Source organism: Flagellimonas alginilytica, assembly GCF_042134605.1.
In the GTDB taxonomy this organism is placed as follows: domain Bacteria; phylum Bacteroidota; class Bacteroidia; order Flavobacteriales; family Flavobacteriaceae; genus Flagellimonas; species Flagellimonas alginolytica.
Genome location: NZ_CP169638.1, coordinates 1,990,093 through 2,015,244, shown reverse-complemented (window position 1 = coordinate 2,015,244; position 25,152 = coordinate 1,990,093). Strand labels below are relative to the sequence as shown.

The window sequence follows — 25,152 nt, the reverse complement described above, 5'->3', positions numbered from 1 at the left end:
CTATGCTGGCCCTTTTATTAAAATCCACAGCTTGCCTGACCGCTTTTCTAGCCTTTTACAAACTGGTACTGGAAAGGGAAAGCATCCACCATTTTAAGCGATTTTACCTTGTGGCCGCTATAATTGCCTCTTTTTTGATTCCAAATATGGTTTTTACAGAATATATCGAGGCCCTACCATCCACGGAGATGGAGAATATTCCAATTTTAACCGATTTACCCACTACACAAGCGCCCCAAAATGCCGTACAAGAGGAAAATTTTAGTTGGGGGCCTGTACTATGGAGCATTTATGGCCTGGGGGTCTTAGGCTTCGGGTTTCGCTTTATAGGCCATCTTGCACAGATTTGGTCCCGTATCCGTAAAAACCCAAAGCACAAGGATAATTTTATTACCCGGGTACTGCTTAAGCAACCCATGCCGCCCCATACATTTTTCCGGTTTATCTTTTTGAACCAAGAACAATTCGAGAATAAAAGCATACCGCAAGAAGTACTTTTACACGAAGAGACCCATGCCAAACAAAAACATAGTCTGGACATCTTGTTTATTGAGCTGCTTCAAGTGGTGTTATGGTTTAACCCGTTGATCTATCTTTTTAAATCTTCCATTAAGCTGAACCACGAGTTTTTGGCAGATAGTGCAGTGATTCAAAAGAACAGCGACCATTCACATTATCAAAATACGATCCTATCGTACTTATCGCACGATGGACATATCACACATCAGTCGACCGGCATTGCTAATGCCATAACTTATTCATCAATCAAAAAACGTTTTACAGTCATGAAAACAAAAACAACAAAAAAATCATTTGTACTCAAGAGCTTTTTGCTCTTGCCACTGACCGCATTGCTTCTTTTTGGGTTTTCCGAAACACGGCAGATAGAAAAAGATGTAACCATTGATCAAATTATCCAGATGGATCTTAATGCTGACGGCAGCGTCCGAATAGAAAATAAGATGGTTCAGTATGAGGAAATTGCCCAGACTTTGAAGCAAGATTACCTTCGTACCATTAATGCGGAGGAAACCAAGGTAGAGATCAACGTAGAACATCCCGTTCATTTAAACTTTCTAAACAATATTGCCGCAGAGATAAGAACAACGGGGATCGACCTTATTAAAATAATGGCCGGCGAAGTGATTATGGAAGAAGGACAATATTCCGATCATATTCCGCTTACACCCTCTACCACCATATTAAAGGCCGACCGAATGACGATTGTAGAAAACACTGCTGCCCGATCGGATATGGCCATTTATAACCAATTGGCCAAAAAATATAATGCAGTCCCTGTTGAAGAACGAATTATCCCACTAAAGGATCTTAAGCTATTGGAAAACATCTATAAAAAAATGGACGAGGCAGAAAAAAGCAAGGCCCAGCCGTTCCCCGAATGTCTACCCAAAAATATTGGTCAAAAAACCGTTAACCCAATAGAGATCCACATCAACAATAAGGGACAATTAATGTTCCAGTACAAGTTGGTTACTTTGGAAAACTTAAAGGAAGAGCTCTATAAAATCAATGGTGACCTAACTACCGAGCAGCGGAACAAAATGGTCCGATCCATAGTGAAAGTTGAGAGCAATACTCCACAGAGTGTTATCGAAAAGGTCAATGCACTACTTACCGAATATGGTTCGGCCACAATCAATATTGTTGGGCCCAAGAACACCATACAACAAAGTGCCTCCAGGGAAGAAATGAAGGAGTACAATACCTTGGCCAAGAAATACAACGCTATGGACCGCAGTAATATGACCATCAAAAAGAAAGATGTGATGCGCCTAAAAGAAATCTATGAAAAAATGTCTCAGAAACAACGTGATGATGCGGAGCCCTTTCCGGATTTTCCTACTCCGCCACCAGCTCCTAAATCTCACAAGGCGCCAAAAGCAACTAAACCGGTGAATGAGGCGAACCCTAAAAATCTTCCAGTACCACCAGCGCCCCCAGCACCACCAAAACCTATTGAACACGTGAAAGAAATGGCGGAAAAAGGAGCATCTTTCACTTACAATTGCAAAGCCATATCGGCAAAAGAGGCCGTTGAGGTAGTTCAAAAGAACCAACACATCAATATCGATGCCCGCGAAGCCCATGGTGCCCGTCCTGTGGTAAAACTATCAACCGATCCCATTGTGATAGATAACTAACATACACCAAATTTCAAATAATGTTAAAAGCCCCATAAATGGGGCTTTTTATGTAACAAATCATACAAAATTGCGTTCTAATACTCTATCAATCAAATCAGAACACTATAATGCTTCAACGTTTTTTTATTTTCTGCTCGGGAGCCGACACCAACATTCTTGAAACCTGCTCCAATGGCGAGCGCAACAAATATGCTGGCATTGGTGCCACCGTATTCTTTACGGCCGTAATGGCTTTTATAGCTTCGGGCTATGCACTTTTCACCGTATTCGATAATATTTACACCTCCATTTTCTTTGGGTTGATTTGGGGTTTGCTCATTTTCAATTTGGACCGATATATTGTTTCCACAATTAAAAAGCGAGATAATTTTAAAGGGGAGTTGCTCCAAGCGGCCCCACGGATTGTACTCGCTTTGATCATTGCCGTAGTGATTTCCAAGCCTTTGGAAATGAAGATTTTTGAAAAGGAAATCAACCAAGTGTTATTGGAAGAGAAAAATGCCCTTACCTTGAACAACAAGGAACAATTGGCCTTGCAATTCACTCCAAAAATTGAAAGCCTGAACCAAGACATTGCCCGCCTAAAAGGAGAGGTTGCCACCAAGGAAGCGGAGACCAATGCGCTTTACGATACTTACATTTCCGAAGCAGAAGGTACTGCTGGAACTGGTTTGTTGGGCAAAGGCCCCGTTTATGAAGAGAAACGTGAGAAGCATGATGCCGCTTTAGCGGAATTGAACAGTTTGAAAAAAACAAACGCTTCAAAAATTGAAAACATCGAGGCCCAAATAGCGGCATTGGAAACCGATTACACTACCGCTGTCACCAATTCACAACCTATTATTGATGGTTTTGATGGACTCATGGCACGTATTAACGCTTTGAGCAAATTGCCCTGGTTCCCATCCTTTTTTATCTTCTTATTGTTCTTGGCGATTGAAACGGCACCGATCATTGCCAAATTATTGGCGCCCAAAGGGGAGTTCGATTACAAATTTGAAGAACAGGAAAGTGTGGTAGCCACTTGGGTGACCCAAAAGGTGGAACAGCGCAAATTATTGTTGGCCACAGAAGGAGAGATCAACCAGCAGATCTATGCCGACATTAAAAACGAGGAGGAACTCTATCGCTACAAAAAAGAAAAGGCAGAAGAATTGTTGCGTTTACAAGCGGACTCCTTTCATAATGTGCAGGTAAAGGGGCTTTAATCCACAATCCCCATATTTTTTAGCAGAAAAGAGGCGTTCATGTTTTGGCAAACGCCTTCTTTGAACTTGTAATCAAAAAATAACTCTCCGTTGATGATCTGGGCATCAAAATAACGGTTTTCCACCTCGGGGAGTTCTTCTGCCAAAGTGCACAGGCTTAAATCGTGGGTGGCCACCATTCCCGTAGAACCATTTTTCACCAATCGCTCCACAAACTTTTTGGAGCCCTCCGCCTTGTCCACACTGTTGGTACCTTTTAAAATCTCATCCAAGATTACAAAGCAGTCCCCTGTGTCCAATTCTTCCACAATATATTTTAAGCGTTTGAGCTCAGCATAAAAATAGGAAGTCTCATCTGCCAAAGAATCGGAGGAACGCATACTCGTTAACAAACGTACCGGGGCATATTTAACATCTTTGCCCTTGACCGGCAATCCCATATTTGTCATAACGATTTGTAATCCAACAGCTCTTAAAAATGTGCTTTTACCGGCCATATTTGCACCTGTAACTATGCAAAAACGTCCTTTTCCAATTTCAATATCGTTTAGAACGTTCTTCTCTGGGTCAACCAACGGATGACCTACCGCTTTCGCACTGAGCACGGTGGGGCCATCGACCAAAATAGGATAGGTATGGTCGGGATGGTTAAATGCATAGGTCCCCAAGCTAATATAAGCATCGAACTGGGCTATTGCAGAAAACCAATCGGCCACCTCTGTACCATACTTATCCATCCAGCGCTCCACTTGATTGGCATAATAAAGACTGTACAGCCCCAAGCCCTGTCCAAAAATGGAAACAATTAGGTTGTACTGTTGTTCCAACATGGTCATGCTCCGCGAAAAACGTTTCAAAACACTGGAGGTTCGCTCTCCTTCTACCGTTAATGTTGCCTGCAGTTCTTGCAACAGTCCCGATTTAAAACTTTGTCCTTCTATTTCCGCGATCAATCGTTGATGCTGCTGAATAGTATCCTGTGCTTGGGAAACGTTGACAGAAAATTCCAAAATGCCCTTGGCATACCTGCCCACAATGGTCATTCCCAAAAAATACCAGAAAAGCACCAAACTTTCAGGGACCCAACCCATAATGGCGGCACTGATAAAAAATAGGGAAGCCAATACAAATAAAGGCGCACCGAACCTCACCCATTTTGGGGTAATTGCTTTGTGATTCCTCATCCAATCGGAAACAATGTCCGGGGATGTTTTAGGTCGGGTCTCCCCTGCCAAAGCCGAAAAGTGCTGTCGCCATTCGGGGAGTTGGGCCAATTCCTTTATTGCTTCTTGTTTTTTGATAATATCCTTAGGATATCCATCCAACAAAAGATCGGAAAAAACTTGACGCCCTTGTTGCAAGGTTGTTCGGTTTGTATATTGATAAAAAGACCCCCTTCCAAAAAGATCAAGATCTTGGGCGTAAGGATGGTCCGGTCGCATAAACTCCTTACCATCCGGTAAATGATGGAATCGACGCTGTAAAATTTCCAGTTCGTTGGTATTGATGAGCACCAACCTGTCCAGATACTTTTTGTAACGTTTCACATTGCTGAACCGTGTTACCAAAAAAAGGAACAAGACCACTAATATTGGAAGTAAAAATACTAGGGCCGATGAACCCCACAATACATAAATGGCCAACCAAAAAGCTACGAAAACGGAAAGACGAAGTGTTGCCAAAAGAGAGAGCGTTCTCTTTTTTTGTTTACGTTCAGCTTCGAACATATTTCTTTGAGCCGTATAAAATTCGTGTAGGTCCGTCATTAAAAAATCAATCTAAATCTCTAAGTTCCTGCTGAAGTTTTTTGGTTAAACCAGATACGACCAAATCATAGGAATGATCTACTAAATCCTTGATTAATTTCGGCGGTAATTGTTCCAAAAAAATAGTGTTCCAATGTTTCTTACTCATGTGATAGCCGGGAATAATTGCCCCATCGTATTCTTCTCTAAGAATTTCGGATTTTTCGGGATCACATTTTAAATTGCATTGGGTCGGGATACGTTCCAAAGGTGCCAACGCGAACATTTTCCCCATAACCTTAAATACCAATGTACTTTCATCAAACGGGAATTCTTCTGTTACGCCCTTCTTGGATAAACAAACTTCCCTAAACTCCTCAATATTCATTTTAAATACCTTTGGAATCGTAAACAATCACCTTTTCCCAAAGGTCTTCACACTCTTCAATAAAAACAAGGTGTGGCGGTTCAGCCTGGTAAGCGGCTTGATCTTCGGCGGACGCAAAGGTCAATATCAACGAATAAGTGAACGAATCATCCACCACATCCCGAACGGCTTTAGGGGGCTTGCCAATGAACTTTGTTTTGGCGTATTGGGAATTGTTCAGAAATTTGGTCAGTGAAGCTTCAAAAGTAGCTCTATCCGCCTTACTGTCGGGGTTTTTGAACCAAAAGTAAACGACATGTGTAAAAGTAGGGTCAAATGTAGTCTGGGTCTTGTTCTGGGCAAAGCTCATTGCAGAAATTGTCCCCATCAAAAGGAGAGCTATACATTTAGTTTTCATCTTAACTTTCTATTTTTTGTTTTTCCTGTTCGGATATTTCCAATGCGGAGTAATCGAGTTTCCAGCCAATGGTCTCCACAATTTTTTCCACTACCAATACAGCCTGCAAAGCTTCGTTCTTTGCTGTCTGCATTAAACCGCTTTCTGGGATTCTCTGTTTGATATGTTCCTTGGCCTCTTGATTTAGATTGGTTAAATCCGTGGGGGAAAAACTATTGAAGATTCCGTTTTTTATATCATAAAATTGTAGGTCGGGCTCAATGGACAGTACTTCTGGCTCCGGAAAATGGCTCAATACTATTGTTTTTTTATCATTTATGGCCTTTAGGCTCAATTTATTGAGGTCGTAACCTATATGTGCCTTGGCCTTGATAACAATTAACGCCTTTTTTTTGCTGCGGAACAGGCTCATAAAACTGTCCTTGGTGTTTTCGTAATGGTAGATTTCGGCAAAATCCCCTTCTACGGAAACCAGTTTACAGACGCTCCGAATCTTGTTCAAGATAACGGTGGATTGTTCCTCGGTAATCTCTTTATTCCTCTTTTTACGGAACAGTGAAAAGACCCAATACATAAGTATGGCTCCCAAAATCAATCCTAAAATTATGTCGACGACGTCTCCCATTAATTATTTCCTATTTCACCCAAATGGGTAAACTTGAATCCTTTTTCATATTTTAAGCCATATCCCAACATTCTATCCAAAGCTGAATGTGAAAATATTATTATTCCACATAACTTTAAAATGGGCATATCTAAAAAACTTGCGCCAATTAAATAAAGTAAAATCCCAATCCCTTTATGATGAAATATGTTATAGATTGTCGCTCCCAATTTATTTCCGAACAGGTACCCTACCATTCCTATATCAGGAACAAGAATCAATATTAAAAACCACCACCATTGCAAATCAAGTTGCATAAAAATAAAGAAACCAAATAGTAACATCATGGCTTCTTCCAATTTAAGTACTGTTTTCATCTATTTTGTTTCAATTTTGTAAAGTACGGGCCTACTGGGACTGGCATCGTTTTCGAAAGGGGCCACTTGTAGATTTAAAAAGTAAGTTCCATCCTCCACTTTGTTGGGCACATAAATAAATTCGGTAATAGTGGCTTTTTGCCTTGGCTTTCCGCTCTTGTTCCAAAAGGCCTTATGTGCTAAAAGCTCTCCCCCATCTCTTTCCTTATCCACCGATGGCAGGTCGATCAACAAATGTTCCACACCTTTTTTTACCAGATATTTGGCCGCGGCTTCGGTTAAATAAGGTGGATTGGTATCCGAATAGTGCCTGGACTTCTTATCTCCCAAATTTGGCAGGGTCCTGATCACAATGGCCTGTCTCTTTTTATTGCCCAAGGCGTATTTAATCTGTTTTTCGGAAATCACAAAATCGTTGGCCTGTTGTTCCGGGGCCACCGTGATCACCTCGGCAAAAAAGAAAAACTTTTTAAGTTTTTTGTTCACGGAATTGAATTCTTCGGAAATATGGCCCAAACACTCGGTATGTGTAACGTGCGAGTGCGGATTGAACCAGACATCGTTAAAATTTACCGGCGCTCCTTCGGATACCTTGCCCACAAAACCATCTTGTTCGTGCGGCTCTATTTTTGGCGGCCCCAGGTACCACGCATTTACATTTTTGTCCCCGCCTTTAAGGGGTATGGAAATATCGAGAGGCTGGGCAAGGTCTATTTTATAGTTTCTTGAGTTGTGTTTTATCGAGGCTATCATCTATGCGTAACTTGTTTGGAGTAATTAAGTCAATTCATTTGATAAATGCAATTTTTATATGTGTTGCTTTGAGTTGTTTCAGGAATTTAAATGAATATGGGATATCCCCATGTAGAATGAATCTAGTTTTTACTTAAAAAACGACTAACTTCACATACCTATACTGAACACGTTTGGGTATCGACGGATAAAATCGGCTACAATTTTTAATGAAAGCGCAACTAATCGCAGCCATTTCCAGGCACATTGAACTTAGTTCCGAAGAAGAGAACTTAATTAAGGGGTTTTGGAGTGAGAAAACCCTTGAAAAAGGTGATTATCTCTTGCAAAACGGGCAAACATGCCGCACCGACAATTTTGTCGTTGACGGGGTGCTAAAGGCCTTTTATATAGATCCAGAAACAGGAAAGGAAGAAATTCTATATTTTGCTATTGAAAATTGGTGGGCAACGGATATCGATAGCTTTCAAAAACAACAACCTTCCATCTACAACATTCAAGCCATTGAAAAAACCATATTGTTACAGATTCATCATAGTTCTTTTCAAGAAATGTTAAAGCAGATTCCAAAGCTTGAACGTTTTTTTAGAATCATCCTGGAAAATTACCTTGGGAGTTTACAAAGGAGAATTATCTTAAATAAGATTTTTGATGCAGAACAACGCTATCTGGATTTTTTGAAAAATTACCCTAAAATTTCCGACAAAGTCCCCAACTACCTCATAGCATCGTATTTGGGGATTTCCGCCGAGTTTTTAAGCCGAATTCGCAAAAAAATCGAAGCATCTTGAACTAGGTCAATTTTTTTCATTGTCCAGATTCGGAATTTTGTCCCACAAACAAAAATTTTGAATTATGAACAAGGTATTGATCATCAACGCAAGTGTAAGAAAGGAAAGGTCGCACAGCCGAAAACTAACAGAGCTTTTTAAGGATAACTGGAAAAAGAAAAATCCCAACGACCAATTTACTTATCGGGAAGTGGGCTTGGAGGAAATCCCGCCCATAAATGAAAAATGGATCGCCAGTGCATTTATAAGCCCCAAGGAAAGGACAAACGAAAATCAGACGGGGGTTGAACTCAGTAATGCATTGATCAAAGAATTTAAGGAACATAATGTATATGTTTTGGGAACACCCATGTACAATTGGTCCATTCCGAGCGGACTAAAATCCTACATCGACCAAATCATGAGAATTAACGAGACCTGGAAATTCCGTTCGGGCAAGCCAGACGGGGATTATGTTGGGTTGCTAGAGAACAAAAAAATGTTCATCCTATCAAGTCGAGGGGATACGGGCTATGGAGAGAACGAGAAAAATGAGCATATGAATTTCCAAACAACCTACTTGAAATTTGTTTTCGGGATTATGGGAATAAAGGACATTTCCATAATTTCTTTGGACAATGAAGAGTTTGGTGGAGAAATATTCGAGAACTCCAAAAAAGAAATCTACCAAAAGATCCAGAATATTTGATAACAGTTGCCAACTCGGGTTCTAATAAGGTTTTAAAGGGATTTTGTAAAGAAAAATCACTTGAACTGGAGTATTTGAGATTACCGTAAGAAAAACAAATCGCTTGCAATCCCATCTGCCAAAAACTTACCCTTTTTGGTCGTGAGCAGTTTACCATCTTTGATAAGCAGTAATTCTTGTTCAAGAAATTTTGCAGCTTGTTGATCAAGGTATTGCGCATAGCGCTCTCCAAAATCTGTAGCTACCTGCTCCAAATCTACACCCCAAATGGTGCGCAGGCCGGTCATTACAAATTCGTTGTACCTATCGGGAGTGGATAGGGTCTCAATTTCCAATGGCAGGACACCCTCTGCTATTTTTTTAAGGTAGATGGGGTTGTTGCGGATATTCCAACTTCGATGTTTGCCATTAAAAGAATGTGCCGATGGCCCTACACCCAAATACGATTTGCCCAACCAGTATGCCGTGTTGTTCTTGGAGAAATAATCTGGTTTCCCAAAATTGGAAATTTCGTAGTTCACAAACCCATGGGCTTCCAAGGTATCCACCAAAGTATAAAATTGTTCTTGTGCCTGCTCGTCGTCCACATTGGGAACCACACCTTTTTCAATAAATTTTTGGAGGGCAGTTCTAGGCTCTACCGTTAGTGCATAACTGGAAATATGGGGCAATCCAAAATCCAAGGCCTTTTGGATATTGGTTTTCCATCGTTCATTGGTCATACCAGGAATGCCGTAAATAAGGTCGATAGTGATGTTATCGAAATACTGGGTGGCCTCTTTAATGCATTTTTCTGCTTCAGAAGCATTGTGGGCACGGTTCATCAGCTTTAAATCTTCATCAAAAAAAGATTGGATACCGATGCTAAGGCGGTTTACGGGACTTTTGGATAATTCGATGATTCGATTATTGGATAAATCATCTGGGTTGGCTTCCAATGTAATTTCGGGCCGATCAATTACTTTGTAATTGTCGTAAACGGATTTTATCAGGAACTCAATTTCGTCATTGGAAAGCACCGATGGGGTTCCTCCTCCAAAATAGATGGTCTCGATGCCTCCCCGCATCTCGGGTCTTCGCAGTTTTAATTCTTGGGCAATAGCTTTTACCATGGCCTCCCTTTTTCCCAATTGTGTGGAAAAATGGAAATCACAATAATGGCAAGCTTGTTTGCAAAATGGAATGTGGATATAAATTCCGGACATCAATTGTCAATTAACAGTAAACAATGTGCTTTTAGCTTTTAGCTTTTAGCTTTTAGCTTTTAGCTTTTAGCTTTTAGCTTTTAGCGATGTTCTTAAATTATTTCTTAATTCTAGATTCATTCTGCTTCACAAAAGCCTCCCAACCCGTGTAACTTTTTCCAACTTCTACCCTGCCCTCGTTGTAGAAATGGCAAACTGCCGCCGCCAGACCATCTGTACTATCCAAATTTTTTGGGAGTGACTTTAACTTTAGGACACTTTGAAGCATTCGTGCCACTTGTTCCTTACTGGCGTTACCGTTTCCGGTTATGGCCATTTTAATCTTCTTGGGCATGTATTCGGTAATCGGCACCTGTCTCGAAAGACCTGCTGCCATGGCAACGCCCTGCGCACGGCCCAATTTGAGCATGGACTGTACATTTTTTCCATAAAAAGGGGCTTCGATGGCAATCTCGTCCGGATGGTAGGTATCGATAAGCTCCAAGGTACGCTCAAAAATCAGCTTGAGCTTAGTGTAGGGGTCATCATATTTTTTGAGCATCAACTCGTTCATTTGCACAAAGTGCATTTGCTTGTTGATCACCTTAATGATTCCAAAACCCATGATCGTGGTACCAGGGTCTATTCCCAATATTATCTTTTCTGATGCCAAATTAGTCGGTGTTAAGTACCAACGGCAGCCTAAATCGCAGGCTTACCGGATTTCCTCTTTTTAATGCAGGTGCAACGGTGGTCAAATCGTTCAAGCGTTCGGAAACTTTGTTGTTAAAGTCCGATATTTCATTCAGTACAGAGGTCTTTTCCTCTACATTCAATACCGAGATAAAACCATGTTCATCTATCAAAAAATCAACATATACCGTATCGTTCATATCGTTCCAAACCTGAAATTGTAGTCCTGCCAAGGCTTCGGAAAAATACTCGGTAATCAGGTTTTGAAAACACTCTTGCTGGGCTTCTTTGGAAGCGGTTTCATCACAATCCTCAAAATGTGGATATTGATCCACATCGTTCCAATCTATGGACAAAAGTTCCTCATTGACCAGTTTTTGGGTCTTGTCCTCTTTGGATTCGAACAACTCACAGGATACGAACAGACCCATTAAAATGATTAACAAAACAAACTTCTGCATGACAGCCCCTAAATTTGGCTGAAATTACGACATTTTGAAGAAATCAGTTCCCCGCAAAATGGATTTCCTCCTTTAATTCGCTGACACGTTTTTTTACCCTTTCCTTAATGTACGGAACCAAATCGGGGTACATATCGAGCAAGTTTTCGTAATAGGATAAACGTGTTTTTGGATCTTTGTAATATTCATCGACCAAGGTGCAAACCTGATAATAGTTCAAATAGTTGTCCTTGTTTTCTTCCCATGCTTTTACATAGTAATCCATGGCTTTTTTGGTATTTCCCTTTAGTCTGGCGATACGGCCAAGGCTGGCATATTCTTGCGGGAATAGGGCCATTCGCGCTTCGATTGATTTTTGGATATAAAACTGCGCACTGTCCAATTGCTCTTCCTCAAAATACACATCGCCCAGGCCTAAATATGCCGCAGCTATTTTATCCGGAAAATGGCTCAATCTGTGATACGTTTCCAATGCTTTTTGGGGCTGCCAGTTCCTAAAATAGCAAAATGCAAGTTTTTCGAATACAAAAGGTTTTTCCTCGCCCAATTCCAATAATTTTTCAAAGTGGGGAATTGCCAACTGAAACTGACCGTTGTTATAAAAAGCCAAGGCCTTTAAATTGATCATAGCAACATCATTTTCGTAAAACCTAAGTCCTTTATCAATAAATACCAGGGCGGAATCCTTGATTTCCTGACCCACATAATATTTTCCCAAGGCGTACAAACTCCGCAGATGGGTATTGTCCATTTCTACTGCCGTTTTAAAAGCTTTGTTCGCCTTGTCGGTTTTATTTACCGATTCGTAGGTCCGGCCTAAATAATAGAAATACTCTGGGTTCTGATTTTTGGACGATAACAGGGCATGGAAGGTTTCCAAGGCAGATCCAAACTTTTTGGTTTTCAACAGAAGTTTGCCGAATTCAAAACGGGCAATCTCAAAATCAGGTTTTTTGTCCAAGGTTGTGGTGTACTGGACAATGGCCTTTTCATAATTTCCTATGGCATTGTACGCCCGTGCAATCTGAAGATTCGAATTTGGAGAATCCACCTTTGCATATTGGTTAATGGCCGAGGTGTAGTTACCTATAGCATACAAACTATCTGCAACGGACAAAGCCGATGTTTGTGCACCGGCTTTGAACGAGAACAAAATCAATATTATATAGCTAACCCTTATTTTCCGCATCTGTGGTTTTCATCAAATCCATTAAAAATTCTTTTTTGTCCACGCGAACCAATTTGTTGGGAAGTCCAATGTATTGAAAACTAAGTACCTCACCTTGTTCTACCGCAATCTCAAAGTGTCCACTAAAATTTGAAATCACGCCTTGGTCTTTACCTACTACAGAAATAGTGACTCCGGGTATTCCCATGGATTTGTGGTCGGTTACTTTACCGATGAACAAAGAAGTATTGTTTCTATTGTCCAAAATTCCCCCTACTTTCATTTCCTCTTTCTGGGAATCTTCTTGTTTATTCGCATCGTTTGTCTGGCTTTTCAATCTAAATGTAATAGGAATGGCAAATGGTACTTTTACGGTTTCGCCCTTATGTTTTCCCGGTTGCATTTTGGGCAAACGTTTAATGATTCTTTCCGCTTCATTCTCCAAGATTACATCTGGTCCTCGTTTTTTTATGGTTGAAATTTCTCCATTGGCGTCTATGGTAAACACTACGGACACTCTACCTTGAACACCTTTTTCCTTAGCTTCTTCGGGATAATTAAAATGCTTTTTAATGTGTTCTACAATCTTTTCATTAAAACACTTCCTTTTATCTACTGCGCCCTCACAACCAGGAAAGACCGGGACCTCATCTATCGTGGCAAAAGGAACAGAAATTTTAGTTTCTTGGTCATAGCTTTCTTGTTTTACGGCATCCAACTTAAAAACTATTGGTATGGAAAAAGGTACTTTTACGGCTTCTCCCTTGTGTTTTCCGGGCTCCATTTGTGGCAATTTTGATAGAATCCGTTGGGTTTCCTCCTCTAAAATTTCATGCGGTCCTCTCATGTTAATATCAACAATGTTTCCACCTGCATCGATAGTAAATATGGAAGAGACCCTCCCTTGAATTCCCAGTTCTTGGGCGGCTTTGGGGTAATTGAAGTTTTTGCGGATATGCTCTTGTATTTTTTCTTGAAAACATGCTCTTTTATCTTCGGCATCTTCGCATCCAGGGAAAACTGGCACCTCATCGATTACAGCAAAGGGTACTGAAATCCCACCAACTTTGTTTTCGGAAGTGTCTCCATCCACATAAATATTAATTTTGCGATTTTCCTGTTCTAGTTGTATTTTAACCTTACGATTTTCCTTATCGACTATTTCTAAAATAGACTCCTCATTCCTATTACGTATTTCCTTTAAAATTTGAGCTCGCATATCTTTCTCTTCATGCGTCAATGAGGCTATGTCACCCACTTTTAAAGTAATTACATGATTTTTATCATCGTGATTGACACCATTCTCAAGTGAAGTTACCTCGTCGGTATTATTGGCTTTTAATTCACTCTCACAAGAAGTATATATCAACATTCCCAACACCAAAGGCATCAACAACACATACTTTAATTGCCATACGGCCTTGGATTTCTTTTTTTGTAACATGACTATTCGTTTTTTGATTAATGACTTTGTGAAAAATTGATTGACAAAGCTGATGTTCTGTGTATGGAAAGCTTCGGACAGCAGCATCTCAAAATGTGCCTGTTTATTTTGCTTTACCGCTTTTTCGTCGGCAATGAACTCATGCAATTCAGCTATTCTATTTTGATAGATATACACCAATGGATTGAACCAGAAGACAATTCGGGCCAATTCAAAAAAGAGCAGGTCCAAGGTGTGTTTTTGTTTTACGTGTACCATTTCGTGAGCTAAAATGTTGGCCTCTTTGTCCTTTTTAATTTGGGCTCCCATAAAAATGCTTCGGAAAAATGAAAACGCTGAAGAGCTTTGTGGCATAATCACCTTGGTGTAGTCCGGATAATGTTCCACCTTACTTTTACTCTTAAGCCTACTCAATTGTAAAATCTTGAACACAAACCAAAGTGCAGCCAAAATGGCGCCAATTGCCATTACCAAATACGGCCAAGGTACACTTGCAAGAAAATTGACCTCTGGACTATCTGGTCCTATAACCACTCCATCCAATTGAGTCAAAAATACAGTTGTAGTCTCCAATTCTTTAGGCATGGTTGTTTGTAAGGCCTCTATTTTTATCCAAGGCAACAGAATGGAAAGTACAAAGGTTGCCAATAGGTAAGCCCTATTCCATTGAAAAAAGGTTTCTTTCTTCAAAAAAAGATCATAGGTCAACAAAAAGAGCAGTTGAAAGGCCAAAGATTCTAAAATGTACGTTATCATTTCTTCTCTTCTTTTATGTTCTTCATGATCTCTTCGAGTTCCTTTAGGCCGATGTCGTTCTTCTTCATAAAAAAGGATACCATACTGCTGAACGACCCTTGAAAATACCCATCCATCAATTTAGTAAGACGCTGATTGCTGTACTCTTCCTTTTTCACCAAGGGAAAATACACATGTCCCTTCCCGACTTTTTCGTGGGAAACAAAGCCTTTGTCCTCCAAAATTCGAACAATGGTAGAAACGGTATTATAAGCTGGCTTGGGCTCCGGAAGTTCTTCCAGAATTGCAGCCACATTGCCCCTTTTAATTTTCCAAAGGAGCTGCATTACTTCTTCTTCTGCCTTGGTGAGTTGTTTCATTTTTTAACTAAGTTTTTAGTTCAATACAAAACAAATATAACTAAATATTTAGTTTAAACTAATTTTTTAGTTGAAAAATTCGATTAAAAATCCGCCAGCGTGGTATGCTGGCGGATAACTATTTAAAATGTTAAAGTAACTTTTCCACGCAAGTAGAAAGGTGTGCCCGGAGTAAAATGAATCTCTTCAAAAGAGTTCGGTTCGTTGAACAAACGGCTTTCCGTGGCAAATTGGGTCTCGTTCCATTCCGTATCAAAAAGGTTTTCCACAATCAATCCAAAGGTCCAATTGTTCACTCTATAATTGAGTGTGGCATCGGTTACAAAATAACCTTCCGCTACGATAGAATTGTCCTCGTTTGCGGGTCTATCATCAATATACCTATAGTTAAGCCCTCCTGAAAAGCCTTGATCACCTCCCAAGGTAAGACCTCCCGCCATGGTAAGATCGGGTGCCAAGGGTATGTAATCTTCACCAGCGGCCTCTTCGGTGCTCCTAGCATGGGTATAGTTGGCATCTGTATAAAGGTACAGCCAATCCAATGGTTGGTATCTTGCTCCTACCTCTAGTCCCATTCTTCTGGTCTTTCCACTGGGTTCTACAATGGCCGCATCCCCAACGTACACAAACTCTTGATCTAGGAACAAGGTCCAAAGTGTAGCGTTTAAGACTAACTTATCCACTGGTCTGATTATGGTTCCTAAATCCACCCCATAGGCTGCCGGTAGAATCTCTTCCCCTTCGTTGGCTACAACAACTCTTGTATCGTTGGAGTGGAAACCAATTCCTGTCTTCAAGAATAGTTGCGTGTTTTCCGACGGACTGTAAATGGTATTGAATTTAGGACTGAATGCAACTTTTTCCTCACTACGGCTATCGTACAGCTCGCTCATTTTGTTGATGTAATCGAACCGAAAGTAATCCAATCGCAGTGCTGGTTCAAAGGTAAATTTACCCGATTTAAACTCGGCACCGGCAAAGGCGTAACCATTCACCTCATCCACATCGCCATAGGCCAAACGCTCCAACAGTTCCTGGCGGTTCAGGGTACGGGACAATTGATTATCGTCAACATTATCGTACCTAAAACCGATTCCTGCATTGTACTTAAATCCCAGCCCTCCCAAATTGGCCGAATTGTTCTGGAAAATTGTCTTCGCTCCTGCCATCATTCGGTCCTCAAACTGTTTAATTTGATCTCCGTTTACAGGGTCTTCCAAGAAAAAGGTAAAGTTGGAATACAGTTCAAAATCATAATGCGAAACATAGGCCATGGTGTTTATTGATTTACCGATCCCCAAGTTTTTATTGTGATTGAGCACAAAGTTGGTCCTGCTGGTTTTTCCGCCTTCGGTATCGTCAATGGCACCAAAACGACCAATCAAGCCTTGGTCCACGGCTCGTTGGGGTATTTGACCCGATGCATCCCATTTGCTGGAAAAGTGAGAAGCTGTCAATACCAGTTCTTGATCGCCGGGCAATGCATAGCGGTATCTACCTAAAATATTTATTCGGTTAAAATTCTGAGGTGATTCAAAAGGCCCATCGGTCAAGTACAGTTCGGAAGCCAAGTAAGCATTACTGTTCTGATTGTCCATTATATTAAGCATTCCCATAAACCTACGGGCACCAAATTGGCCTATTTCGGTGGAGAGCACATTTTTTTCCAAACTTTTTCTCAACCTTAGGTCAACATAACCTGCTGTATTAAAGTTGCCTTGGTCCGCATAATAGGGCCCTTTTCCAAAATTGATGTTCTCTATGGTTTCCGGAATCACAAAATGAAGGTCCGCATATCCCTGTCCATGGGCATGAGACACCATGTTCACCGGCATTCCGTCCACATTGATGGCGACATCGGTTCCGTGGTCCACATCAAAACCTCTCAAAAATATTTGCTCCGCCTTTCCTCCTCCGGCATGTTGCCCTATAATGAGTCCAGGGACTTTTCTTAATATTTCTTGTGAAGATTTTACAGGATCCGCCTGAACATCCACATCTACCAATCTGCTAAGTGCATCAACTTCCGATACCAAGACTACTTGATCCAAGGAAATTGAACTTTCGTCCAACACAATGGTCAAAGAAGTGCCAAGATCAGATTGTTTCACCACCAAAGTTTTGGTGGCATATCCCAATCTGGAAAAGTAGACCGTATCATTCACCGAAGTCCTATCAAGAACAAAATGGCCCGTACCATCGGTATGGCTATGTTGACCGCTGGTCTTGTTAAAAATACCAGCATCCTCTATCGGGGAACCTGCCTCATCCACCAGTTTTCCCTTTACGTTTTGTGCAGCAATAGTGCCCATAAAAAGCATGGACAATGCCGCCATAAAATATTTCATGTCGTTATCTTTTAATTTGATTTGTGTAAAATTATCTCTCTAATTCATCAAAAAACTGAAGAAAGGTCATGCTGAACTCGTTTCAGCATCTCACAACCAATGTTCTGTTGAATGCTGTGACCCTGAAACAAGTTCAGGGTGACGAATTCAGAACTATTCCGATAAATTATTTCAGCTATACTGGGGAGGAGGCGTGATTATGCCCTGACTCCAAAGAGAAGTTAAGTCTATGTATGCCCAATGCCCCCTGTTTACGGTCCAAGAATGCAATTTCAACGTTCTTTGAGCGTCCTCAAAAAAATGTTTGTCCAATTTAAGGCTAAAATCACCTTTAGATTCTTGCTTATCGGGTTGGTTGGCCACCAACAACTCCTTTAAGGCTTCCAATGCCTCATGCGAGTGACCGGCCATGGCATCCAATGAAGAATAATCGATAGTTTCGTGATCGGACGCAAAACCATGATAATGTGTTTCAGGGGCCCAAATGTGAGCAGCCTCATGCAAGGTCTCCAATACCAGACTGTTAAAAAGTCCGATCAAATAAAATACACACATACCTGCGCACCCTATTCGGATGAACCTTGGTTTTGTATGTACGCTATGCAGTTTCACGAACGCTTGATAATCGGTTTCAAATTTACCTACGAAAAAATTAAGAGTAGGGTTTTATTTTGATTTTGTTTGTAACAATTGTCGGCTACATTTGTCTAACAGTAAAACACGACCATGGACATTGCATTGCTCATTTTAGGGTTTCTTTTAATGCTTATTGGCATATTGGGCAGCTTTTTACCGGTATTGCCAGGACCTCCCATTAGTTGGGTGGGGCTGCTACTACTTTATTTGACCAAAGCCGTACCGGATAATTGGTGGGTGCTCGGAATTACATTTGTCCTCGCCATTACCATTACAATCTTGGATTATGTGATTCCTGCTATGGGCACTAAAAAGTTCGGGGGCAGTAAAGCCGGAATGTGGGGTACCATTGTTGGATTGCTCGTCGCCATTTTTGTTCCTGTTTTTGGTCCCTTCGGAATTATTATTTGGCCGTTTGTAGGTGCATTAGTTGGTGAACTGCTGAACAAAGCCAATAAAAAAACCGCCATGAAGGCGGCTTTCGGTTCATTTTTAGGCTTTTTAACGGGCACTTTTATGAAGTTCGTCCTAACAGTGGCTTATGCCATTTTTTACGTGTACATCACCATCAAATATGCGGGCGACCTGTTTACTTTTAGTTAGTCCAACCATTCTACTTTATCAGCAATTGGAGTTCTAGCTGACGGAATCACTTCTCCCTCAAAATAACCCATGTAGAAAAAGCCCAGGCATCTTTCACCTTCATTCAAGTTGAAGAACTCATCCATATATTTAATGAGACCTGGGGAAGACCAATATGCCCCAATACCTAATTCGGTGCAACATAGCCACATGTTTTGCACCGCCATGGAAACTGCGGCAATTTCTTCCCACTCGGGCAAACTTTCTTTTGGATCGCGTTGCATGCAAATTGCAATTACCGCTCCCGAATTGGATGGGTTGAACTGTAATTTTTTAATTTTTATCTGTTTCGGATTAGAATCCGTTTCCTCATACTTATTGGCAAGAAAAACACCCAACTCCTGTTTCTTGTCCCCAGTCAAAACTTTAAAACGCCATGGCTCGGTTTTTTTGTGGGTAGGTGCCCAATTGGCGGCTTCCAGAATTTTTTCCAAGACATCTTTGGCAATGGGCCTATCAATATATTGAGGAGGAAAAATACTTCTTCTCTTTTCGATCAAATCAAAAATCATAACTATTCTTTAAGTTGAATTCCAAAGTTACGCTCCAAATTGTTCCCATCATAATTTCATGAGCAAGTCCATACATTTTTGAAGCGCAGGATTTCGATTATCCGTTTTCCAGACCATGCTCAAAACAGCACGCTGTTTTATCTTTTTCATTTCGATAAACTTTACTTTCATCTGAAACCCATGTTGAAGTGTAGTGGGCACAATCGCAATACCCAACTTATTTTCCACCAGTTTAAAAATGGTCTGCGCGTGCACCGATTTATGCGAAACATGGGGCACAAACCCACTATCCTCACAAATGCTCAGCACCGTATCGTAATACATTGGACTATAATCTTGTGAAAAAAGGATAAAATCCTCATTCGCTACCTGATTGATGTTTTTGAAATGTTTTGCATCTAAAGAATGTTCTTGAGGTAGCACCAACGAAAATGTATCCTCAAAAACGGGTTTGACCTCGAGTCCTCTAGGCACTCGTGACAATCGCACAAAACCCAAATCCAATCGGTCGGCCAGTATCGCATTGATCTGCGCGCGGTTGGAAAGTTCCTCCAACGTAGTATGCACCTTGGGATATCTTTCTTTTAGTCCCAACAACAAATTGGGCACCACATTTTGCATGGCCGAACCTAAAAACCCGATTCGAACCTCTCCCAATTGTCCATCGCCTATAAGTTTCACCTGTTTTTTGGTCTGGTCGAGATGATTCAAAATAAACTCTACCTCCTTTTTTAAAAACTCCCCCGCCGGCGTTAAACTCACTTTCTTTTTGTCCCTCACAAAAAGTTGAGTTCCAAGTATCTCCTCCATTTGTTTGATTTGCGTACTCAAACCCGGCTGGGAAATAAACAACTTTTCGGCTGCCTTTCTATAATGAAGTTCTTCGGCCACAGCCAAAAAATAGATAAAATGACGAAGTTCTAATTGATAAGTCATACTTATTGATTATTACAAAAATAAGTATTGGTAGTTATTAATCATAACCTATAATTTTATGGAAAAGGAAAGAACATGGCAAAAGACCGAAAATTTCAATTTGGTGAGGATCATTTAACCGCAAGTATAGCGTTGGGATTGGCCAAAGACACCATAAAAGGCGTTTTCTCCCATGAATGCCTCAAAAATGTCAATGCGAGTTACCAACGGGTACAGCGCATTGTGGAAAGAGGCGATACAGTGTATGGCATCAACACGGGCTTTGGTCCTCTTTGTAACACCAAAATTTCCAAGGAGGACACCAAAATCCTTCAATCCAATATATTGCAAAGTCATAGTGTAGGTGTAGGAGAGCCCATTTCCAACGAATTGGCAAAAATTATGCTGATTCTTAAAATCCATGCCCTTGCCAAAGGGTATTCGGGCATTGCCGAAACTACCTTACAACGCATGCTCTGGCATTTGGAAAACGATGCCATTCCCGTAGTCCCATCCCAAGGTTCCGTTGGCGCATCCGGCGATTTGGCTCCCCTCTCCCATCTGTTCCTCCCATTGATAGGTCTTGGCAAGGTGGAATACCAAGGAAAAACCATAAAAACACAGGAACTTTTTGAGCAAACCGGATTACAACCATTGGAATTAGGCCCGAAAGAGGGGCTTGCCTTGATCAATGGAACCCAATTTATTGCCGCGCACGGGGTGATGGTCGTATACAAATTACAGCGTTGTCTTAAACACGCTGATATTATCGGCGCCATGATGCTTGAGGGGCTTCAAGGTTCCATGAAACCATTTTTTGAAGAATTGCATCAACTTCGACCTTTTAAAGGCAACCAACATGTTGCAGGTAGAATCCGAACCCTGCTGCAAGGCTCCGAAATTTTGGAAGATCATATTGATTGTGAACGTGTACAGGACCCCTACTCCCTTCGCTGTATGCCCCAGGTGCACGGAGCTTCCCGAAATGCCTGGCTCCATCTCAAGGAATTATTGGAAATCGAACTCAATTCGGTTACGGACAACCCGGTCATCATAAATGATGAGCTCACCATCAGCGGAGGTAATTTTCACGGGCAGCCTTTGGCCATGGCTTTGGATTATGCAGCTTTGGCCGCCTCGGAAATTGGAAATATCTCCGACCGACGCATTTACCTGGCCCTGGAAGGCAACAGTCCCGGCGTTCCCAAATTGTTGATGAAGGATACGGGCATCAATTCTGGCTACATGATTTTACAGTACACCACCGCGGCATTGGCCAGCGAGAACAAAAGCCTGTGTTTTCCGGCCAGTGCCGATAGCATTCCCACTTCCTTGGGGCAGGAAGACCATGTGAGTATGGGATCCATCAGCGGTAGAAAAGCGCTCAACATTATTAACAACGTAGAGAAAATCCTTGCCATCGAGTTATTGACCGCAGCTCAGGCATTTGAATATAGAAAACCATTGAAATCGGGGATTCTGTTGGATGAAATTCATACATTCCTTAGAACCAAGGTCGCCTTTGCCGAGAATGACCGTGTCTTTGCAGACGATATTGAAAAAGGAATTGAAATCATTCAAAATCGAGAAATCATTGATTTGGTGGAATCGGTAATGAAAGAAAAAGAACTGACTTGGGATGCACCACATCTTGATGAATTTGAAACGTACTGATATGAACAAACCACTCTTAATAGGACCATTCACCCAATTGCTGCCGATGACGGGACTCCCCTTAAAGGGAGCGCTCAAAGATGATCAACTACCCATTATTGAAAATGGAGGGATTCTGGTCGCTGATGGAAAAATTCTCAAAGTTGGAGTTTTCGATGAAATGAAATCATCCGATATCGATATTCACCATATCGATGGGAAACATGTTTGCCTACCAGGGTTTGTGGATTCCCATACCCATATTTGTTTTGGGGGCACCCGTGCACGAGACTACGCTTACCGAAATGCTGGAAAAACCTATTTGGAAATTGCCAAGGCTGGTGGTGGTATCTGGGACACCGTGACCCAAACGCGAAAGGCATCACAAGAAGAATTGGTTTCAGGTATCATTTCTAGAAGTCAAAAACATTTAAAAAACGGAATTACCACCATCGAAGTGAAAAGCGGTTATGGCCTTTCCGTAAAAGAAGAACTGAAGATGCTACGTGCCATCAAACAGGCCAATGAAACTTCGAGTGTTTCTTTGATTCCAACTTGTTTGGCTGCACATATGAAACCCAAAGATTGGAATCAAAACGAAGCTTATTTAGATGTAATTATCAAAGAATTGTTCCCGATAATCAAAGCAGAAAATTTGGCCAATCGCGTGGATGCCTTTGTGGAAGAAAGCGCTTTTTCACCAGAGGAAATCAAACCTTATTTTCAAAAGGCGAAAGAAATGGGACTTGACATTACCGTGCACGCCGACCAATTTACCACGGGAGGCAGTCAAGTTGCCGTAGATTTTGATGCCGTAAGTGCCGACCATTTGGAAGCCAGCACCGAAAAAGAGATTCAATTATTGGCCAAGAGCAATACCATTGCAACAGCATTGCCAGGGGCATCCCTTGGTTTGGGATGTGCTTACACCCCTGCCCGCAAAATTTTGGATGCAGGCGGTGCTTTGTCCATTGCCAGTGACCACAATCCAGGGTCCGCACCTATGGGCGACCTGTTGACCCAAGCCAGTATTTTGGGGACTTTTGAAAAACTCTCGAACACAGAGGTTTTGGCAGGCATCACTTCGAGGGCAGCGGCAGCTTTGCGTTTGACAGACCGAGGAAAACTGAAAGCCGGCGCAGTAGCAGATTTTGTGGTTTTCCCGACGGATAATTATCAAGAAATCACCTATCACCAAGGGCAATTAAAGCCTAGTGAAGTTTGGAAAAAAGGAACGCCCATCCACTAAAAATTGAATCATGACTGAATTTCAGCAACAGATATTACAAGGCATACCCGAGCAGCTTCCTGCAAAAAAACCATATCCCATAAACGGCAACCCAGCGCCAAAACGGAAAGACATCCTCACCAAAGAAGAGAAAAAACTGGCCGTACAAAATGCGTTGCGGTATTTTCCCGAAGCTTGGCACAAAGAACTCGCATCAGAATTTGCAGAGGAACTAAAAACCTATGGTCGAATCTACATGCATCGATTCAAGCCCGATTATGCGATGTATGCACGGCCCATTTCCGAATATCCTGCAAAAACCCATCAAGCAGCCGCCATTATGCTCATGATCCAGAACAATTTGGACCCTGCCGTGGCACAACATCCCGAAGAATTAATCACCTACGGAGGAAATGGAGCGGTATTTCAAAACTGGGCACAGTACCTGCTCACCCTAAAATATTTGGCAGAAATGACCGAAGAACAGACCCTGCACATGTATTCCGGGCATCCAATGGGTCTATTTCCATCTTCCAAAGAAGCCCCAAGAGTGGTGGTCACCAATGGCATGATGGTTCCCAACTATTCCCAACCCGACGATTGGGAACGTTTCAACGCGCTTGGCGTTACCCAATACGGACAGATGACGGCAGGCTCCTATATGTACATCGGGCCACAGGGTATTGTCCATGGGACTGCCATTACCGTTATGAACGCTTTTCGCAAAGTATTGAAGCAAAACGAATCGCCCGAAGGGAAAGTCTTTTTAACTGCTGGTTTGGGTGGAATGAGCGGTGCACAACCCAAAGCCGGAAATATTGCTGGGGGCATTACCATCTGTGCCGAAGTCAACCCCGAAGCTGCCAAAAAACGACATGATCAAGGTTGGGTGGATGAATTGTTGGTGGATTTGGACCTATTGGTCGTTCGCGCCAAAGAGGCCGTGGCAAATAAGGAAGTGGTTTCCTTGGCCTACATCGGCAATGTGGTGGATGTCTGGGAACGCTTTTACGAAGAGGATATTTTTGTGCATTTGGGATCGGACCAAACTTCTTTGCACAATCCTTGGGCGGGTGGCTACTATCCCGTTGGCCTTTCTTTTGAAGCATCCAACGCTTTGATGGTTGACAATCCTGAGGCTTTTAAAGAAAAAGTACAAGAATCTTTGCGAAGACAAATCAATGCCATCAACAAGCACACTGCAAAAGGCACCTACTTTTTTGATTATGGAAACGCCTTTTTATTGGAAGTTTCCCGTGCAGGCGGAGATGTCATGGCAGAAAACAATATCGATTTCAGGTATCCATCTTATGTGCAAGATATTTTGGGACCCATGTGTTTTGATTATGGTTTTGGTCCATTTAGATGGGTTTGTACTTCTGGTGACCCCATAGATCTTCAAAAAACAGATGCCCTAGCTCTTGAGGTGATGAAAAAGATAAAATCCAAAGCGCCCGAAGAAATCCAACAGCAAATGCAGGACAACATCAAATGGATTTCTGAAGCGGAACAAAACAAATTGGTGGTAGGTTCGCAAGCTCGAATCCTTTATGCCGATGCCGAGGGACGAAGCAAGATTGCGGATGCCTTCAACACGGCCATTGCCAAGGGTGAAATCAGCTCGCCCGTGGTTTTGGGTCGCGACCATCACGATGTTAGCGGTACAGATTCTCCCTTTAGGGAGACCAGTAATATTTATGATGGCAGCAAGTTCACTGCCGATATGGCCATCCAAAATGTGATAGGCGACAGTTTTAGGGGAGCCACTTGGGTATCCATCCACAACGGTGGCGGCGTTGGCTGGGGCGAAGTGATCAATGGTGGGTTTGGCATGGTGCTCGACGGTTCCGAAGAAGCTTCCAACCGATTGAATAAAATGTTATTTTTTGATGTGAACAATGGGATTTCCCGAAGAAGTTGGGCTAGAAATAAGGAAGCCCGATTTGCCATTGAACGAGAAATGGAGCGCACTCCAAATTTAAAAGTAACTTTGCCTCATCTGGTGGAGCCGGATATTTTGGACAATCTTTTTTAATC

General features: G+C 41.7%; 24 protein-coding genes. 8 read left to right on the top strand and 16 right to left on the bottom strand.

Annotated elements, in window-relative coordinates:
• Positions 1–2 precede the first annotated feature (2 nt).
• The gene (locus ABTP35_RS08835) at positions 3–2,162 is read left to right on the top strand and encodes a M56 family metallopeptidase (protein WP_293296966.1); all 2,160 of its coding nucleotides are present in this window, start codon (positions 3–5) and stop codon (positions 2,160–2,162) included.
• Positions 2,163–2,272: 110 nt separating this feature from the next.
• Entirely contained in the window at positions 2,273–3,373 is a 1,101-nt protein-coding gene (locus ABTP35_RS08830) for a DUF4407 domain-containing protein (protein WP_293296968.1), read from the top strand.
• Here the strand turns inward: ABTP35_RS08830 and ABTP35_RS08825 are convergent.
• The 6 genes from ABTP35_RS08825 to ABTP35_RS08800 are packed head-to-tail and all read right to left on the bottom strand — an operon-like array spanning position 3,370 to position 7,637.
• Positions 3,370–5,139 (bottom strand): DNA mismatch repair protein MutS, encoded by a 1,770-nt coding sequence (locus ABTP35_RS08825; protein ID WP_293296970.1) that lies wholly within the window; start codon positions 5,137–5,139, stop codon positions 3,370–3,372. The two genes, ABTP35_RS08830 and ABTP35_RS08825, sit on opposite strands and share 4 nt — an antisense overlap.
• 7 nt (positions 5,140–5,146) lie before the next feature.
• A complete protein-coding gene (locus ABTP35_RS08820; RefSeq protein WP_224835569.1) occupies positions 5,147–5,506 on the bottom strand; it encodes an MmcQ/YjbR family DNA-binding protein in 360 nt (119 codons plus the stop codon).
• Position 5,507: 1 nt separating this feature from the next.
• A complete protein-coding gene (locus ABTP35_RS08815) occupies positions 5,508–5,903 on the bottom strand; it encodes a Dabb family protein (RefSeq protein ID WP_224835570.1) in 396 nt (131 codons plus the stop codon).
• Position 5,904: 1 nt separating this feature from the next.
• Positions 5,905–6,528 carry a DUF4230 domain-containing protein gene (locus ABTP35_RS08810; RefSeq protein ID WP_224835571.1) on the bottom strand — a complete coding sequence of 208 codons (624 nt, stop codon included), beginning with the start codon at positions 6,526–6,528 and terminating at the stop codon, positions 5,905–5,907.
• Positions 6,528–6,884: a DUF4260 domain-containing protein gene (locus ABTP35_RS08805; RefSeq protein WP_224835572.1), complete on the bottom strand. Its 357-nt coding sequence runs from the start codon at positions 6,882–6,884 to the stop codon at positions 6,528–6,530. The genes ABTP35_RS08810 and ABTP35_RS08805 overlap by 1 nt, the downstream gene beginning before the upstream one ends.
• Positions 6,885–7,637 carry a cyclase family protein gene (locus ABTP35_RS08800; RefSeq protein WP_293296973.1) on the bottom strand — a complete coding sequence of 251 codons (753 nt, stop codon included), beginning with the start codon at positions 7,635–7,637 and terminating at the stop codon, positions 6,885–6,887.
• Between the two features lie 209 nt (positions 7,638–7,846).
• On the opposite strand from ABTP35_RS08800, the gene ABTP35_RS08795 reads away from it, so the two are divergent.
• Positions 7,847–8,428, top strand: a complete 582-nt coding sequence (locus tag ABTP35_RS08795) for a Crp/Fnr family transcriptional regulator (RefSeq protein WP_293296975.1) — start codon at positions 7,847–7,849, stop codon at positions 8,426–8,428.
• Between the two features lie 64 nt (positions 8,429–8,492).
• Entirely contained in the window at positions 8,493–9,116 is a 624-nt protein-coding gene (locus tag ABTP35_RS08790) for an FMN-dependent NADH-azoreductase (protein ID WP_224835576.1), read from the top strand.
• Positions 9,117–9,196: 80 nt separating this feature from the next.
• On the opposite strand, the gene hemW is transcribed toward ABTP35_RS08790, so the two are convergent.
• The 8 genes from hemW to ABTP35_RS08750 all read right to left on the bottom strand — a co-directional run bounded on the left by hemW (position 9,197) and on the right by ABTP35_RS08750 (position 18,141).
• Positions 9,197–10,321 (bottom strand): radical SAM family heme chaperone HemW, encoded by a 1,125-nt coding sequence (gene hemW / locus ABTP35_RS08785; RefSeq protein WP_293296977.1) that lies wholly within the window; start codon positions 10,319–10,321, stop codon positions 9,197–9,199.
• Between the two features lie 97 nt (positions 10,322–10,418).
• On the bottom strand, positions 10,419–10,973 hold the full coding sequence (ruvC, locus tag ABTP35_RS08780) for a crossover junction endodeoxyribonuclease RuvC (protein WP_293296979.1): 555 nt from the start codon (positions 10,971–10,973) through the stop codon (positions 10,419–10,421).
• A 1-nt stretch (position 10,974) separates the two neighbouring features.
• Complete coding sequence (locus ABTP35_RS08775) at positions 10,975–11,454, bottom strand: hypothetical protein (RefSeq protein ID WP_252078869.1); 480 nt, start codon at positions 11,452–11,454, stop codon at positions 10,975–10,977.
• Positions 11,455–11,497: 43 nt separating this feature from the next.
• Complete coding sequence (locus ABTP35_RS08770) at positions 11,498–12,643, bottom strand: tetratricopeptide repeat protein (RefSeq protein ID WP_293296982.1); 1,146 nt, start codon at positions 12,641–12,643, stop codon at positions 11,498–11,500.
• Positions 12,624–14,822, bottom strand: a complete 2,199-nt coding sequence (locus tag ABTP35_RS08765) for a TonB family protein (RefSeq protein WP_293296984.1) — start codon at positions 14,820–14,822, stop codon at positions 12,624–12,626. The genes ABTP35_RS08770 and ABTP35_RS08765 overlap by 20 nt, the downstream gene beginning before the upstream one ends.
• Positions 14,819–15,181 (bottom strand): BlaI/MecI/CopY family transcriptional regulator, encoded by a 363-nt coding sequence (locus tag ABTP35_RS08760; protein WP_252078866.1) that lies wholly within the window; start codon positions 15,179–15,181, stop codon positions 14,819–14,821. Before ABTP35_RS08760 ends, ABTP35_RS08765 begins: the two co-directional genes overlap by 4 nt.
• Before the next feature lie 122 nt (positions 15,182–15,303).
• Positions 15,304–17,529, bottom strand: a complete 2,226-nt coding sequence (locus ABTP35_RS08755) for a TonB-dependent receptor plug domain-containing protein (protein ID WP_293296986.1) — start codon at positions 17,527–17,529, stop codon at positions 15,304–15,306.
• A 171-nt stretch (positions 17,530–17,700) separates the two neighbouring features.
• Positions 17,701–18,141, bottom strand: a complete 441-nt coding sequence (locus ABTP35_RS08750; protein ID WP_375334178.1) for a hypothetical protein — start codon at positions 18,139–18,141, stop codon at positions 17,701–17,703.
• A gap of 114 nt (positions 18,142–18,255) precedes the next feature.
• Between ABTP35_RS08750 and ABTP35_RS08745 the strand changes: the two genes are divergently transcribed.
• Complete coding sequence (locus tag ABTP35_RS08745) at positions 18,256–18,768, top strand: DUF456 domain-containing protein (protein WP_224835586.1); 513 nt, start codon at positions 18,256–18,258, stop codon at positions 18,766–18,768.
• Here the strand turns inward: ABTP35_RS08745 and ABTP35_RS08740 are convergent.
• On the bottom strand, positions 18,765–19,319 hold the full coding sequence (locus ABTP35_RS08740) for a nitroreductase (RefSeq protein WP_293296990.1): 555 nt from the start codon (positions 19,317–19,319) through the stop codon (positions 18,765–18,767). The genes ABTP35_RS08745 and ABTP35_RS08740 overlap by 4 nt on opposite strands.
• A gap of 48 nt (positions 19,320–19,367) precedes the next feature.
• Positions 19,368–20,255 carry a LysR family transcriptional regulator gene (locus tag ABTP35_RS08735; protein ID WP_293296992.1) on the bottom strand — a complete coding sequence of 296 codons (888 nt, stop codon included), beginning with the start codon at positions 20,253–20,255 and terminating at the stop codon, positions 19,368–19,370.
• 75 nt (positions 20,256–20,330) lie between these two features.
• Here ABTP35_RS08735 and hutH point away from each other — a divergent pair, with 75 nt between their 5' ends.
• The 3 genes from hutH to ABTP35_RS08720 are packed head-to-tail and all read left to right on the top strand — an operon-like array spanning position 20,331 to position 25,150.
• Positions 20,331–21,908 carry a histidine ammonia-lyase gene (gene hutH / locus ABTP35_RS08730; protein WP_293296994.1) on the top strand — a complete coding sequence of 526 codons (1,578 nt, stop codon included), beginning with the start codon at positions 20,331–20,333 and terminating at the stop codon, positions 21,906–21,908.
• Between the two features lies 1 nt (position 21,909).
• Complete coding sequence (gene hutI, locus ABTP35_RS08725; RefSeq protein ID WP_293296996.1) at positions 21,910–23,136, top strand: imidazolonepropionase; 1,227 nt, start codon at positions 21,910–21,912, stop codon at positions 23,134–23,136.
• A gap of 10 nt (positions 23,137–23,146) precedes the next feature.
• Positions 23,147–25,150, top strand: a complete 2,004-nt coding sequence (locus ABTP35_RS08720) for a urocanate hydratase (protein ID WP_293296997.1) — start codon at positions 23,147–23,149, stop codon at positions 25,148–25,150.
• Positions 25,151–25,152: the final 2 nt, after the last annotated feature.